The sequence below is a fragment of the Kutzneria sp. NPDC051319 genome (genome assembly GCF_040682195.1).
Classification (GTDB): domain Bacteria; phylum Actinomycetota; class Actinomycetes; order Mycobacteriales; family Pseudonocardiaceae; genus Kutzneria.
In genome coordinates this window covers 1-12203 of record NZ_JBFBAM010000131.1, presented here as the reverse complement: position 1 = coordinate 12203, position 12203 = coordinate 1, and the positions used below count along the sequence as shown (strand labels likewise).

The following is a 12203-nucleotide window of genomic DNA, read 5'->3' as shown; positions in this document are numbered from 1 at the left end:
CCCACCTGATGCAGGGAAGGACGCCTTACCCTCGTTGAACGCGGGTAAGGCGTCCTTCCCTGCATCAGCGGCTAGGGGGTTGACTCCAGGCGGCTGCGGATGACCTTGCCGGTGGCGGTGCGGGGGAGGCGGGGCACGAGGACGACGTCGCGGGGGACCTTGTGCCGGGCCAGGCTGACCCGGACGAACTCGCGCAGCTCGGCGGGGTCGAGCACGGCGCCGGGGGTGGGCACGACGAAGGCCCGCAGCCGCTGCCCGAACTCGTGGTCGGGCACGCCGATCACGGCGGCGTCGCGCACCTGGTAGTGGGTCATGAGCAGGTTCTCGACCTCGCCCGGGAACACGTTCTCGCCGCCGGAGATGATCATGTCGTCCTCGCGGCCGTCGATGAACAGCCGGCCGGCGTCGTCGAAATGCCCGAGGTCGCCGGTGTCGGCCAGCCCGCCGATGCCGTCGCGCACGGACCGGACGGTGGCCCGCAGCGAGCTGCCGACGTGGATGCGCCCGACCTTGCCGGCCCCGCTGACCTCGTGGTTGTCCACGTCGTAGAGCCGGACCGTGCAGTTGTGCGGGCTGTAGCCGACGGTGCCGGGCGCGGCGCGGAGGTCCTCGGGCGTGGCCACGGTGGCGACAGCGACCTCGGTGGTGCCGTAGAAGTTGTAGAGCACGTCGCCGAGCCGTTCCATGACCAGCTTGGACAGCGACGGCGAGAGCGCGGAGCCGGAGCAGAACAGCACCCGCAGCTTGGCCAGCTCGTAGCCGGTGAGCTCCCGCTCGCCCAGCTCCATGATCCGTTGCAGCATCGTCGGCACGACCACGAGCGTGCTGCACCCGTAGCGGTCGACGGCGGCCATGGTCTGCCGGGCGTCGAACCGCCGCCGCAGGATCATCGTGGAGCCCAGGCCCAGCGCCAGCACCACGTGCAGGAAGCCGATGCCGTGGAAGATCGGCGCCGCGATGAAGGTGGATTCCCCGGCTCGCAGGGGAATCCGGTCGAGGAAGTCGGCGGCGGCCAGCCCGGAGCGGATCTTGCGCGGGGCCGCCTTGGGCGCGCCGGTGGTGCCGCTGGTCAGCAGGACCACCTTGGACACGTCGCGCGGCCGCCGCAGCCGGCCCTTCGGGGCGTCGGCGATCAGCTCGTCCAGCGTCGGCACGCCCGCGCCGGGCTCGTCCCGCCAGGCCACGAAGCGCTGCACGGCCGGGTCCAGCTCCTGCAGCACCGGCACGAACTCCTGGTCGTACACCAGGACGTCCACCTGTTCACGGCGGATCAGCCCGGCCAGCTGGGGCGCCGCCAGCCCGGTCCCGAGCAGGATCGTGGTGGCGCCGAGCTTGCCGCAGGCCAGCATCGTCTCGATCGGGCCGCGGTGGTCACGGCACAGCACCGCCACCACGCTGTCCGGCCCGATCTCCTTGGTCCGCAACGACTTAGCCAGGGCGGTGGACCGTTGTTCCAGCTCGCCGAAGGTGACCTCGCCGCGGTCGTCGACGATGCCGGCCACCTCGGGCCGTCGGCGGGCCGCGAGCTTGGCCGCGCCGACCACCGCGCCCCAGTGCCGCACGTCGGCGAGCGCGCGACGGCTGCTCAACGCGTGCCCCGAACTGATCATGCCGGCCCTGGCCAACACCCTGACGTCGTGCAGCCCGCTCATATAGAACAGTTAACGCGGCGGAAGCCCGGGCGGTTCGACCACCGCCCGGGCCCGTGGCAACCGGTTACACGAACGCGCTGATCAGCGCGGCCATGGCGAAGCCGGTCACCGACAGCACGGTCTCCAACACGGTCCAGCTGGCGAGGGTCTCCTTGACCGGGATGCCGAAGTACCGGGACACGATCCAGAACCCGCCGTCGTTGACGTGCGAGGCGATGATCGAGCCGGCGGCGATGGACATGGCGATCAGGGCGGTGTGCGGCTGGGAGTAGTGCAGGTCGGGCAGCAGCGGCGCGATGATGCCGCCGGTGGTGACGATGGCGACGGTGGCCGAGCCCTGGGCCAGCCGCAGGCCGCAGCTGATCACGTACACGAGCACGATCACCGGCAGCCCGGCCGCCCGCAGCGATCCGGACAGCGCCGTGCCGATGCCGGTGGCGGCCAGCACCGCGCCGAAGAAGCCGCCGGCGCCGACCACCAGCAGGATCATCGCGACCGGCCGCAGCGAGGCGGCCGACAGCTGGCCGGCCTGCGTCTTGGTCATGCCGCGGCGGTAGCCGAGCAGCCAGAACGCCAGCAGCACGGCGATGGTGAGCGCGATGCCGGGCGTGCCGAGGAAGGCGAAGATGTTCAGCGCCAACGAGTCCTTGGGCAGCAGGATGCTGCCGAAGGTGCCGCACAGGATCAGCACCAGCGGGATGCCGATGATCGTGCCGACCAGGCCGAGCGAGGGCGGCTTGCGGTCGTTGGACCCGCTGTCCGCGGCCGCCTTCTGGGCGGCGGCCAGCATCTCCTCCGGCACCGGCAGGTTGATCCGCTTGCCGATCCACGTGGAGTACAGGATGCCGCCGACGAAAAACGCGGGCAGGCCGCAGGCCAGGCCCATCAGGATCATCCAGCCGAGGTCGATGTGCAGCAGGCCGGCGATGGCCACCGGGCCGGGGTGCGGCGGCAGGAACGCGTGCGTGATCGACAGGCCGGCGATCAGCGGCAGCGCGTACAGCAGGATGGACCGCCCGCCGCGCTTGGCCGCCACGTAGACCAGCGGGGCCAGCACGAAGATGCCGATGTCGAAGAACACCGGGATGCCGAAGATGAGACCCGACAGGCCCATCGCCAGCGGCGCCCGCTTCTCGCCGAACGCGCGCAGCAGGCCGCTGGTCAGCACCTGCGCGCCGCCGGAGGCCTCCAGGATCGAGCCGAGCAGCGTGCCGAGGCCGATGATCAGCGAGATGTGGCCGAGGATGCCGCCGAAACCGGTCTCCAGCAACGACTTCGAGCTGGACTGGGCCGAGCCGACGATGGCCGACACCGGCAGGCCCGCGCCCAGCGCCACCAGCAGGCCGGCCACCACGAGCGCGATGAACGGCTCGGTCTTGAACCGGATGATCAACAACAGCAGCACGGCGATGCCGACGGCGGCGAGCAGCAGGAGCCCGCCCGTCGAATGTTGCAGCCAGTTCATCGGTTTCCTCTCCGCAGGGAACCCCCGGGCGCGGCGCCGGTGGGCCGGTCGTCGTCGATCACGGGCACCCCGTTGACCAGCACGTACGGCAGCCCCAGGGCGCGCTGCCGCGGTCGGTCGAAGGTGGCCGTGTCGGCGACCCGTTCGGGGTCGAACACCACCAGGTCGGCCGCGAATCCCTCGCGGACCAGACCCCGGTCGGTCAACCCCAGGCGGCGCGCCGGACGTCCGGTCAGGTGCGCCACACACTCCTCCATCCCCAGTACCCCCAGCTCACGCACGTACCGGCCGAGGTAGCGGGAGAACGTGCCCCACGCCCTCGGGTGCGGCCGGTCGCCGACCAGCAGGCCGTCGCTGCCGCCGGTGTGCGTGCGGTGCCGCATGATCGCGCGCACGTTGTCCTCGTGGCCGATGTGCATCAGACAGGACGTGCCCAGCCGCTCGTCGATCAGCACGTCGAAATACAGCTCGGACGGCGGAACACCCCGCGCGGCGGCGGATTCGGCGACGGTGTGGCCGACCAGGGCGGCGTTGCGCTCGTTGCGGACGCCGTTGATCTCGATGGTCCGCCAGTCCATCGGCACGCCGTGGCTGCCGTCCGAGCCGGTCTCCTCCAGCTCGACGCGGATCCGCTCCCGGGTGTCCACATCGGACAATCGTGCCACGGCCGCGTCCGGCCCGCCCGCGCTCACCCAGCTCGGCAGCAGCGCCGACAGGTAGGTCGCGCCCGGCAGGTACGGGTAGGTGTCCAGGGTGATGTCCGCGCCGGCGTCGATGGCCTCGTCCAGCAGCGTCAGCAGCTCGCCGGCCTTCCCCTTGTTGACCGGGAAGTTCATGGTGGCGTGGGCCAGGTGCAGCGGGCAGTCGGCCCGCCGCGACACGTCCACCATCTCCGCGTACGCCTCCAACGCGCCGGCCCCGTAGCTGCGGTGATGGGGGCTGTAGTAGCCGCCGCGCGCGCCGACGACCCGGCACAGCTCGACCAGTTCGCTCGTGTCGGCGTACATCCCGGGCGTGTAGGTCAGGCCCGACGACAAACCGAACGCGCCCTCCGTCAACGAATCGTCCAAAGTGGACTTCATCGCGTCCATTTCGGACCCGGTCGGCGGCCGGTCGTCCCAGCCGACGTGCAACATCCGCACAGTGCCCTGTGGCACCAGATAAGCCGCGTTCACGGCGATGCCCCGGTCGAGGCGGTCGAGGTATTCGCCGACGGAGCGCCAGTTCCAGTCGAAGCCGGGCGGGTCGTCGTTCCAGCCGGCCAGCTGGGCCCGCATCGCCGCCAGCACCTCGTCGTTCACCGGCGCGTAGGACAGCCCGTCCTGGCCGATGACCTCGGTCGTCACGCCCTGCGACACCTTGGCCAGGTGATCTGGCTCGGCCAGCACGCGAAGGTCGGAGTGCGAGTGCATGTCGATGAATCCCGGGCACAGCACCAGACCGTCGACATCGATCACCCGGCCGCCGGTCAGCCCGGTGCCGATCTCCGCGATGCGGCCCTCGGCCACGCCGACGTCGGCGATCTGACCGGGAGCGCCGGTGCCGTCGACGACCGTGGCGCCACGAAAGACGATGTCCATCAGAAGAACGTCCGAACCAGGTCGACCACCCGCGTGCCGTCGACCACGGGCAGCAGCTGCCACTTGTCGAACACCGTGCACGGATGCGAGAGCCCGCACCGCACCCACTCGCCGACCTCGACCTGCTGCTCACCCAGCCGCAGATACGCGTGCTGGTCGTTCAACGCGCTCACCGACGCCCCGCGCAAGTCCTCTGTGGACCCATCGAGGTGGCGAACCAGTTGCGGCTCCGGCAGTTCCTGGTCGTACGACACGTCACGCCGGCCCATGGTCAGCAGCGCCAGCCCCGGCTCGGGGTGCGAGGTGACCTGCGACCACGCGTGCATCGCCGGCCGGAACGGCTCGCCGCCGGGCAGCCGGTGCTTGCGCGAGAACGGCGACATCCGCCGGTACAGGCCGTCGTCGTGGATCAGGTACGAGCCGCTGCGCAGCACGCCCAGCACCGGCAGGCCGTCCGGCCACGGCCTGGTCAGACCCTCGGCGACCTGGTCGAAGTAGGCGCTGCCGCCGGCGGTGGCGATCACCTGCGCCACGCCGTCGAAGTGTCCGTCGGCGGCGAGCCGGGTGATCAGCTCCCGGAGCCTCGACATGTACGTGTCGATCTTGGCCAGTTCCTCGTCCTCGGTGCCGTGGGCCAGCGCGCCCTCGTAGCCGCCGGCCCCGACCAGCCGCAGCACCGGGCTGCGGCGCACCGCCTCGGCGATCTCGACGGCGTGCTCCAGCGACCGCACCCCCGTCCGGCCTTCCGGTCCGCCGAGCTCCAGGATCACGTCGACGGGGTGCTCCAGCACCTCGGTCATCCGGGCCACGCCGTCGACCGAGTCCACCCAGCAGGTGAACTCGAACGTCGGATCGGTGGCCAGCTCGTTGGCCAGCCACCGCAGCGCGAACGGGTCCACCAGCTGGTTGGCCATCAGGATCCGGGACACGCCGAACGCCCGGTACACGCGCAGCTGGCTGATGTTGGCCGTGGTCAGGCCCCATGCCCCGGCCGCGAACTGTCGTCGGAACAGCTGCGGGGCCATGGTCGTCTTGCCGTGCGGGGCCAGCGCCAGTCCGACCGAGTCGCACCACTGCGCCATGACGCGGATGTTGTGCTCCAGCGCCGGTTCGTCCAGCACCACCAGCGGGCCGACGAAGCCGCCGTCGAACAGGTCGAGTCCGGACGCGGCGAGGTCGCCGACCGTCGAGCCGTGGGCCCAGGCCGGCATGCCCTTGAAGCGCCAGTCGATCCGTTCGGCCCGCAGCGCGGAAACCGCCTCGGCGTTGATCGAACTCACCGCTTCACCCCGTCCCCGACGTTGCAAATTACGCAACGGTAGTTGCGCAATGTGATTCGTTGGTGTGTAGCATTCCCCGGAGCCGCCGTCAACGAACTCGAACTCCGGGAAGGGGTGCCGATGGAGCGCCTTGAGGTTGTGTGCCTCGGTGAGTCCATGGCGTTGTTCGTGCCGGCGGTGCCGGGGCCGGTGCACGAGGCGCGGGACTGGACGCTCGCCGTCGGCGGCGCGGAGTCCAACGTGGCCAGCCACCTCGCCCGGGCGGGCTTCCACGCCCGCTGGGTCAGCGCCCTGGGCAACGACTCGCTCGGCCTGTCCGTGCGCAACCGCATCGCCGGCGTCGGCGTGGACGTGAGCGGCGTGCGGACCGACCCCGTGCGGCCGACGGGCCTGTACGTCAAGGAAGTCAGCGCCGACGGCAGCCCGGTGCGCTACTACCGGCGTGGCTCCGCCGCCTCCGGCATGGGCCCGGAGTTACTGGCCTCCCTCGACGTGAGCAAGACCGCCCTGCTGCACATCAGCGGTATCACCGCCGCCCTGTCGTCGACCTGCCTCGACCTGCTGTGGGCCGTGCTGGCCCTGCCGATCCGGGTGTCGTTCGACGTCAACTGGCGGCCCGCGCTGTGGACCTCGCTGGACAAAGGCGTGCTGCGGGAACTGGCCGACGCCGCCGACATCGTCTTCGTCGGCGACGACGAGGCCCAGGCCGTCTGGGGCGTCGAGCAGCCGGCCGAAATCCGCTCCCTGCTGCCGAACCCGGCCGAGATCGTGATCAAGCACGGCTCCCGCGGCGCCACCCTGCTCACCGACTCCGAAGAGGTCTTCGAGGCGGCGTTGAAGGTGGACGTGGTCGAGCCGGTCGGCGCCGGCGATGCCTTCGCGGCCGGTTTCCTGGCCGCCGATCTCAACGGCGAGTCCGTCCGGCGACGCCTCCGCCGCGGCCACCTCACCGCCGCCGGCGTGCTGCTGACCACCGACGACCTCGGCGAGCCGCTGCCGGAACCGGTCGTCACCAAGCTGCTCGACGCCGACGCCGACACCTGGTCCGCCGCGCACGTGACGGCTGGGGGAGTGATCCTGCCGTGAGCGAGCTTGCGAGCGAACCATCGAACACTGCGCCCTTGGCCGCAGGCGCTCCGAGCGCTAGCGAGGTGCGGCTGTGAGCCAGAGCTTGGACCGCGCGTTGACCCTGTTGCGGGCCATGGCCGACGGCCGTAAGACGCTCGACGAGCTCGCCTCCGTGATCGACGTGCACAAGTCGACCGTGTTGCGGCTGCTGCGAACCTTGGAGGAGCACCGGTTCGTGCAGCGCGAGGGCGTGCGGCACTACCGGCTGGGCACCGCCCTGTTCGACCTGGCCAACAAGGCCCTCGACGACCTCGACGTGCGGCGGGCGGCCGAGGCCGCGCTGCGGGAGCTCAACCTCCAGACCGGGCACACCGTGCACCTCGCCAGCTACGAGGACGGCGAGGTCGTCTACATCGACAAGTACGACAGCACCCACCTCGTGCGCATGTACTCGCGCATCGGACGGCGGGCGCCGCTGCACTGCACCGCCGTGGCCAAGGTGCTGCTGTCCGAGCGGCCCGAGGTTCGGGAGATCGCCGCGCGCATGGAGTACCCGCGGCTCACCGCCAACACGATCACCTCGGCCGGCGAGTACCTGGCCGAGCTGCAACTGGTGCGGCAGCGCGGATACGCCGTGGACAACTCCGAGCACGAGGACTTCATCCACTGCATCGCCGCCCCCATCCGGGGCCAGCGCGGCGAGGTCATCGCCGCCGCCTCGCTGTCCGTGCCCAAGGTTTTCCTGGACTACGAGGGCCTCATCGCCCTCGTGCCGCGGTTGCTCGCGACCGCTGCCGCCGCCTCGACCGAGTGCGGTTGGACCGGAGTTGAAAGGATGGCCGGTGGCCAAGGTTGAGATCAGGACGTCCGACGCGCCCACCCCGGTGGCCGCGTTCTCCCAGGGCGTCCGCAAGGGCGGTTTCCTTCAGGTCGCCGGGCAGGTCGCCTTCGACGCCGACAGCAAGATCGTCGCCGACACCGTGGCCGAGCAGACCCGGCAGGCCCTGCGCAACGTCAACACCGTCCTCGCCGCCGCCGGCGCCTCCATGGACGACGTGATCATGCTCCGGGTCTACCTCACCGACACCGCCCACTTCGGCGAGATGAACGAGGCCTACGGCGAGTTCATGAGCGAGCCCTTCCCGGCCCGCACCACCGTCTACGTCGGCCTCCCCGCCGGCCTCCTGGTGGAGATCGACGCCCTCGCCGTCGTGGAGTGACGCCGGCCCGGGTGGGCTCCGACCGGAGCCCACCCGGGTCAACTCCACAACGCGGAGATGGGTGCGGCGACGATCCGATCGTCAAGCGGGTACGTGCGTGGCCCCGTGTGCAGCACGACCCTTGAGCACCCCGACAGCACACGATGGGCCGCTGTCGGCGTCAGGCGATCCCGAGCAGGTCGGTGCCGGTGACATGTCGCGCGTCGCCCTCGGCGGGAGACAGCAGGATGCAGGTGACGCAGGGCATGCCCTTGGGGCCGTCCAGCAGCTCGGCCTGGCCGGGCGTGATGGTCTGGCCGCAGTAGGCGTGCAGCATCTTGGGCGTGGAGCCGGGCACGGGCACCGGAAACAGGTGGCAGCACCGTTCCCGCTCGCCGCGCGCGAACTCCGGGCGCAGGCGCGCCATGAAGATCTCGGGCATCGCGTTTCCTCCCCTGCGGCGGACTCGGAAAGCGGCGTTACCGTCTACATTGTATGCGGTAAGCGCTTTCCAGCAAGCGGTTCGACCAACCTTGGCCGGAACGTCACCGATGAACTCCCGGCCGGGTTCAGCCGTAAGGGCTGTTGTCGGGACGATCGGGGAGGGCGCGTGCACGAGAGGGACACCGAGTCGGCGACGTTCGGCGCGCTGGCGGACCCCAGTCGGCGGGCGGTGCTGCGGCTGCTGTCCGAACACGCCGAGTTGACGGCGTCGGAGATCGCGGCCGCCTTCCACCACATCGGGCGCACCGCGGTGTCGACCCACCTGCGCATCCTGCGTCAGGCCGGTCTGGTGCAGGAACGCCGGCAGGGCCGGTTCCGGCTGTACTCGCTGCGCACCCGCCCGGTGCAGGACGCGGCGAACATCCTGTCCCGGCTGGTGAACACGCACAGTCACCAGCAACACCATCGAGTGGAGCCGGTCGTCCCGCTGACCGGCGGATGATCATCGCCGGTACGCTCGCGCGACCTGGTCCCAGCCCCCGGGGGAGCGCGCATGGCCGACGTACTGTTCACCGCCGAGGTGACGGTGCCGGCCTCCCGTGAAGCGGCCTATGCGTCGTTCGGCGGCGGCCGCTGGGCCGACTGGACCTTCGACGCCCGCACCGACGACCTCCGTCCCGGCCAGGTCGTGCGCGTCGCCTTCCCGATCGGCGGCGTCCCGCTGGCCGGCGTCGCCCGGGTCCACCGGATCCTGCCGGCGCAGCGCATCGTGCTGCGGCACGAGTCGCCGTGGCGCGGACGAGTGATCATCGACTTCGAACCGGACGGCCCGAACACCAGAGTCCGCCTCGTGACCTCGGTCGAGGACGGCAGCATCGCCCCGCTGGCCCGCCTGCTCGGCAGCGACCTCGCCGACGACCCCGACGAGCCGGTGGTCCGCATCGGCCTGCTCACCAGCTACAGCGGCAGCGCCGGCGTGTTCGGACCGGCGGTCGAGAACTGCGCGCGGCTGGCCGTGGACGAGATCAACGCCGAGAACGGCGTGAACGGCATGCCGCTGCGGCTGATCACCGCCGACGACGCCACCAGCCCGGCCACCGGCCTGGCCGAACTCAAGCGCCTGCACCTGCGGCATCACGTGGACATGGTCATCGCCGTGCACACCTCGGCCACCCTCGACGCCGTCCGGCCGTACGCGCGACGGGTCGGGCTGCCGTACTTCTACACACCGGTCAACGAGGGCGGGAAGCCGGCGGGACGGCTGTTCCGCTGGGGCGAGGTGCCGGAGGAGCAGCTGCGCCAGGCCGTGCCGGCGATGATGCGCGAGCACGGCGGCAAGGGCTGGTACGTGATCGGCAACGACTACGTGTGGCCCCGCGCCGTCGGCGCCTGCGCCCGTCAGACGGTCGAGGCCGAGGGCGGTCGGCTGCTGGGCGAGCGCTACGTCCCGCTCAGCACCACCGACTTCGACGAGGTGCTGGAGGCGATCGAGGCCTCCGACGCCGAGCTGGTGGTCAACAGCCTCGTCGGCGGGGACGCCGCCGCGTTCGAACGCCAGCTGCACGCCGCCGGCCTGCGCCGGCGGGTCCGCAGCTTCGGGGCGCTGCTCGACGAGGCCACCCGGGACCACATCGGCGACGAGGCGGCCACGGGCATGTGGTCGGTGCTCGGCTACTTCATGGACCTGCCCACGCCCGAGAACCGCGACTTCATCGGTCGCTACCGTGCCGCGTACGGCCCGTCCGCGCCGCCGGTGTCCAGCGTCACCGAGTCCGTGTACGAGGGCATCCACCTCTACGCCCGCGCCGCCATGGCGGCCGGCATGATCGAGCCCGCCTCCCTGGTCGGGGCCCTGCCCGGGACCAGCTTCACCGGCCCGCGCGGCGAGGTCAGCGTCACGCCGAGCGGCCGCCTGCGGCAGCCGCTGTACCTGGCCGAGGCCGTGACCGGGGGCTTCCGGATCCTGGCCGAGCAGGGGCTTGCCGGGATCGACTGACAGCAGTTTGATCAACGGCATGAGCCAGTCGCGCCTCGAATGGGCGCAGCCGTTCGTCACCGCGGCGGTTGACGCCGTGCGCGCCGCCGACGTCGCCACGGAGGCCGTCCAGCCGTGGCAGCTGGGCCTCGTCGACGCCGCCTGCGCCATCCACGACGGCGCGCTGACGCCGTTGGAGCTGGTGGAGTCCTGCCTGGGGCGGATCGCCGAGACCGAGCCCGCGGTGCACGCCTTCGTCTCCGTCGCCGAGGAAGCCCGGGCCAAGGCCGCCGCCCTGTCGGTCGACCGCCCCGAGGCCGTGCTGCATGGCGTTCCCGTCGCGATCAAGGACCTCATCGATGTCGCCGGCACGGTCACCGCCGCCGGCACGACCGTGTTCACCGAGCCCGCCGCCCAGGACGCCGCCGTCGTCACGCGCATCCGTGAGGCCGGCGGCATCGTCATCGGCAAGACCCACACCCACGAGATCGCGTTCGGCGTCTCCACGCCCCAGTCCCGCAACCCGTGGGACACCTCGAAGATGACCTCCGGCTCCTCCGGCGGATCCGCCGCCGCGCTGGCCGCCGGCCAGGTCGCCGCCGCCCTCGGCACCGACACCGGCGGCTCGCTCCGGCTGCCGTCGGCGTTCTGCGGCACCACGGCCATCAAGCCCACCCACGGCCTGCTGCCGGTCGACGGCATCCGCCCGCTGGCGTGGTCGCACGACGTCGTCGGGCCCATGGCTCGGGACGCCCGTGACGCCCTGCTGCTGTTCCGCGTGCTCTCCGGTCACGCCGTCGGCGACCCCGCGGTCTCCGTCGGGCCGCTGCCGCCGGCCAAGGGCCTGCGCGTCGGCATCCCCGACGACGCCTTCCTGGCCGGCGCCCGCGCGGATGTGCTGGCCGCCATGGACGCCGTCGCCGACACCCTCTCCGACCTCGGCGCCGTGACCGTCCCGGTGCGGCTGCCCGCCGCCGAGGTGTACGGCTCCGTGTCGTCGCTCATGTTCTTCCGCGAGGCCGCCGAGACCTACCGCCGGCACGTCGCCGGCGAGCCCTTCAGCCACGACATCCAGGCCTTCCTGGAGGCCGGCCAGCACGCCCCGGTCGAGGACTACGTTATGGCCCGCCGTGCCCGCCGACGCCTGATCGAGCAGGTCAACGGCCTTTTCGGCACGGTCGACACGGTGCTGATGCCCACGTCCCCGGTCCCCGACCTGCCGCACGGCACCGAGTCCGTCGACGGCCTCCCGCTGGTCGCCGCGCTCACCCGCTTCGCCCTGCTGGCCAGCGTCACCGGCCTGCCGGCCGTCGCCTTCCCCGCCGGCTTCACCGACACCGGCATGCCCATCGGCGTCCAGCTCATGGGCCCCGCCCACACCGAGCCCCTCCTGGCCGCCGCCGCCCACGCCTACCAGTCCGCCACCCCCTGGCACCTCCGCCGCCCCTCACTCTGAGCGACCCCCACCCCACTTTAAAGTTCGGAAGGGACCATTCCTCCACTCGGAGTGGAGGAATGGTCCCTTCCGAACCACAAGGCG

The 12203-nt window shown here is 71.5% G+C and carries 11 protein-coding genes; 6 read left to right on the top strand and 5 right to left on the bottom strand.

Features of this window, described 5'->3' with window-relative positions; all coding sequences use genetic code 11:
* Positions 1-71 precede the first annotated feature (71 nt).
* The 4 genes from AB0M73_RS48740 to AB0M73_RS48725 all read right to left on the bottom strand — a co-directional run bounded on the left by AB0M73_RS48740 (position 72) and on the right by AB0M73_RS48725 (position 5968).
* Entirely contained in the window at positions 72-1652 is a 1581-nt protein-coding gene (locus AB0M73_RS48740; protein WP_363906871.1) for an AMP-binding protein, read from the bottom strand.
* A 64-nt stretch (positions 1653-1716) separates the two neighbouring features.
* A complete protein-coding gene (locus tag AB0M73_RS48735) occupies positions 1717-3117 on the bottom strand; it encodes a gluconate:H+ symporter (RefSeq protein WP_363906869.1) in 1401 nt (466 codons plus the stop codon).
* A complete protein-coding gene (locus AB0M73_RS48730) occupies positions 3114-4697 on the bottom strand; it encodes a D-aminoacylase (RefSeq protein WP_363906867.1) in 1584 nt (527 codons plus the stop codon). Before AB0M73_RS48730 ends, AB0M73_RS48735 begins: the two co-directional genes overlap by 4 nt.
* Positions 4697-5968 carry an amino acid deaminase gene (locus AB0M73_RS48725; RefSeq protein WP_363906873.1) on the bottom strand — a complete coding sequence of 424 codons (1272 nt, stop codon included), beginning with the start codon at positions 5966-5968 and terminating at the stop codon, positions 4697-4699. Before AB0M73_RS48725 ends, AB0M73_RS48730 begins: the two co-directional genes overlap by 1 nt.
* 129 nt (positions 5969-6097) lie before the next feature.
* Here AB0M73_RS48725 and AB0M73_RS48720 point away from each other — a divergent pair, with 129 nt between their 5' ends.
* The 3 genes from AB0M73_RS48720 (at position 6098) to AB0M73_RS48710 (ending at position 8265) form a co-directional block, all read left to right on the top strand.
* Positions 6098-7063 carry a sugar kinase gene (locus AB0M73_RS48720; RefSeq protein ID WP_363906865.1) on the top strand — a complete coding sequence of 322 codons (966 nt, stop codon included), beginning with the start codon at positions 6098-6100 and terminating at the stop codon, positions 7061-7063.
* Between the two features lie 73 nt (positions 7064-7136).
* The gene (locus tag AB0M73_RS48715; protein ID WP_363906862.1) at positions 7137-7901 is read left to right on the top strand and encodes an IclR family transcriptional regulator; all 765 of its coding nucleotides are present in this window, start codon (positions 7137-7139) and stop codon (positions 7899-7901) included.
* Positions 7888-8265, top strand: a complete 378-nt coding sequence (locus AB0M73_RS48710) for a RidA family protein (protein WP_363906860.1) — start codon at positions 7888-7890, stop codon at positions 8263-8265. The genes AB0M73_RS48715 and AB0M73_RS48710 overlap by 14 nt, the downstream gene beginning before the upstream one ends.
* Positions 8266-8425: 160 nt before the next feature.
* Here AB0M73_RS48710 and AB0M73_RS48705 read toward each other — a convergent pair whose 3' ends face one another.
* On the bottom strand, positions 8426-8686 hold the full coding sequence (locus tag AB0M73_RS48705; protein WP_363906858.1) for a hypothetical protein: 261 nt from the start codon (positions 8684-8686) through the stop codon (positions 8426-8428).
* A 168-nt stretch (positions 8687-8854) separates the two neighbouring features.
* Here AB0M73_RS48705 and AB0M73_RS48700 point away from each other — a divergent pair, with 168 nt between their 5' ends.
* From AB0M73_RS48700 to AB0M73_RS48690, 3 genes are read left to right on the top strand one after another with little or no spacing between them, the layout of a single operon-like run.
* Complete coding sequence (locus AB0M73_RS48700) at positions 8855-9190, top strand: metalloregulator ArsR/SmtB family transcription factor (RefSeq protein WP_052395892.1); 336 nt, start codon at positions 8855-8857, stop codon at positions 9188-9190.
* A gap of 51 nt (positions 9191-9241) precedes the next feature.
* Positions 9242-10684: an ABC transporter substrate-binding protein gene (locus AB0M73_RS48695; protein WP_363906856.1), complete on the top strand. Its 1443-nt coding sequence runs from the start codon at positions 9242-9244 to the stop codon at positions 10682-10684.
* A gap of 19 nt (positions 10685-10703) precedes the next feature.
* Complete coding sequence (locus AB0M73_RS48690) at positions 10704-12119, top strand: amidase (protein ID WP_363906854.1); 1416 nt, start codon at positions 10704-10706, stop codon at positions 12117-12119.
* Positions 12120-12203: the final 84 nt, after the last annotated feature.

Bases quoted from the DNA above. Each gene is read 5' to 3' on its own strand.
- AB0M73_RS48690 (WP_363906854.1), top strand. From the start codon at position 10,704: ATGAGCCAGTCGCGCCTCGAATGGGCGCAGCCGTTCGTCACCGCGGCG.
- AB0M73_RS48735 (WP_363906869.1), bottom strand. From the start codon at position 3,117: ATGAACTGGCTGCAACATTCGACGGGCGGGCTCCTGCTGCTCGCCGCC.
- AB0M73_RS48705 (WP_363906858.1), bottom strand. From the start codon at position 8,686: ATGCCCGAGATCTTCATGGCGCGCCTGCGCCCGGAGTTCGCGCGCGGC.
- AB0M73_RS48720 (WP_363906865.1), top strand. From the start codon at position 6,098: ATGGAGCGCCTTGAGGTTGTGTGCCTCGGTGAGTCCATGGCGTTGTTC.
- AB0M73_RS48695 (WP_363906856.1), top strand. From the start codon at position 9,242: ATGGCCGACGTACTGTTCACCGCCGAGGTGACGGTGCCGGCCTCCCGT.
- AB0M73_RS48730 (WP_363906867.1), bottom strand. From the start codon at position 4,697: ATGGACATCGTCTTTCGTGGCGCCACGGTCGTCGACGGCACCGGCGCT.
- AB0M73_RS48740 (WP_363906871.1), bottom strand. From the start codon at position 1,652: ATGAGCGGGCTGCACGACGTCAGGGTGTTGGCCAGGGCCGGCATGATC.